Origin of the sequence: uncultured Sunxiuqinia sp., assembly GCF_947495665.1 — a bacterium.
GTDB lineage: Bacteria > Bacteroidota > Bacteroidia > Bacteroidales > Prolixibacteraceae > Sunxiuqinia > Sunxiuqinia rutila.
On the sequence record NZ_CANLZV010000035.1, the window covers coordinates 1 to 1,969 of the forward strand.

The 1,969-nt window shown below is 47.1% G+C and carries 1 protein-coding gene; it reads left to right on the top strand.

Annotated features, from left to right (window positions below):
* Positions 1–588: 588 nt before the first annotated feature.
* Positions 589–1,884, top strand: coding sequence for a group II intron reverse transcriptase/maturase (gene ltrA, locus Q1A18_RS18915; RefSeq protein WP_299584687.1), 1,296 nt, complete (start codon positions 589–591; stop codon positions 1,882–1,884).
* Positions 1,885–1,969 lie beyond the last annotated feature (85 nt).

Consider the following 1,969-nt stretch of genomic DNA (forward strand, 5'->3'; position numbering starts at 1 on the left):
TGTGTGTGCCCAGCATGAGCATGTGCACACACTACTGAAAGCTCTTAAAAAATGTTTAAAATACAAATTTTTGGAGTTAAATGGTAGTGTGATGCATGAGATTATTCCAGAGGGTGAAAGTCCTTCATGCGCAGGAGTAACGTCTTGAAGCATTAGCAAGTGGCAAGCTGGTTTGGGGCGACTCAAGCAGTGAAGGAAGCCAGACTGCAAATCCCGGTACTGACGAACAGGAACCTGATATGAGGCTATGAGGTCGGATAAGCAAGCACATCATTGTAACGTCCAAAACGTTCCGTAAGGAATGAGCACCGAAGTAGTAGATCAGGCAGCGATTGGGAGAAGCCTGCCTGCCGGCAGGTAGGGAAGATGCTCTTACCTGGGGAGGCCTCAAAGATCCAAAGTCTTTGAGGAGTCAGCAGAGGCCATAGTAGGCTTTGGAAACGAGCCGTCATCGAAAAGGCGGAGGACTCACCGATAAGCTGAAGGGCTGAACGTTAAGTTGTCCTAAATTTGACAAGGAAGCTTTCTGCGGGAGCAGAATCTAGCCTTGTTTTAGGCGGGACAGGGAAACAAAAGATTTGACCTAAAATGATTGAGCAAATTTTATCGCGCAAGAACTTGTTACAGGCAATGTGGAAAGTACAGCAGAACCACGGTTCGGCAGGGGTTGACCATATGCCTGTAACCAAACTGTCGGAACTACTTGCCATCGACAAGGAGGAACTGACTGCCACGGTTCGAAGTGGGAAGTATTTACCACAAGTCATTTTAGGCGTAGCGATTCCGAAAGGAGAAGGGAAAACAAGGTTACTTGGTATTCCCACAGTAACTGATCGTTTGCTACAACAGGCGGTTTTGCAAGTTATCACGGCACGGTTCGAATATGAGTTCTCGGATTCCAGTTTCGGATTCCGCCCTAAGCGAAGCGTGCAGCAGGCAGTTTTAAAAGCACAGGGCTACATTAACGATGGGTTTCAGTATATCATAGATATTGATCTGAAGACCTTTTTCGATGAAGTAGACCATTGCTACTTACTGCAACTGCTTTACCGCAAAATCAAGTGCTGCGAAACCCTACGCCTCATTCGCAAATGGCTTCGTTCCCCGATACAAATAAACGGGAAGCTGGTCAAACGTCGGAAAGGCGTACCGCAGGGAAGCCCTCTGAGCCCCTTATTATCCAACATCATGTTGCATGAATTGGACCGGGAATTGGAACGGCAGGGTTTGCGTTTTGTCCGCTATGCCGATGATTTTAGCATTTACGTTAAAACAAAAGCGACAGCCCGAAAGGTAGGCAACAACATATTTAAGTTTCTGAAAAAGAAGTTAAAGTTGACTATCAACCGGGAGAAAAGCGGTATTCGCCGACCGGTACATTTTACCTGTTTAGGATTTGGTTTTGTGCCCACCTACCGGAAAGGTGAACGCGGCAAATATCAATTGGTCGTTTCGGAAAAGAGTTGGCGCAATTTGAAGCAAAAGCTAAAAACCATCACCCGAAAAACCACTCCCATGAGTTTTGATGAACGAATCGAAAAACTAGGCGAAGTGCAACGGGGCTGGATTAATGCTTTCCGTATGGCAAGCATCCAGAGCAAACTCGTTGAACTGGACGGGTGGTTGCGGAACCGACTCCGTTATTGCATTTGGCACCACTGGAAAAAGCCGGAACGGAAAAGGAAAAACCTGATTCGTTTGGGTGTTGAACAGGGGCAAGCCTATCAATGGAGCCGTTCGCGAATGGGTGGTTGGCGTATTGCTCAAAGCCCGATTTTGGGGACTACCATTACAATTGATCGATTGAAAGCACGTGGTTACATCCCTTTACAGGAACTCTACAATCAAGTTAAACCAAGTACGGTTTTGTTTCCTATGACTTAACGAACCGCCCAGTACGAGACCCGTACGCTGGGTGGTGTGAGGGGTTCCCCGCTAGGCTTTTAGCCTAGCGGCTTCCCACTCGATT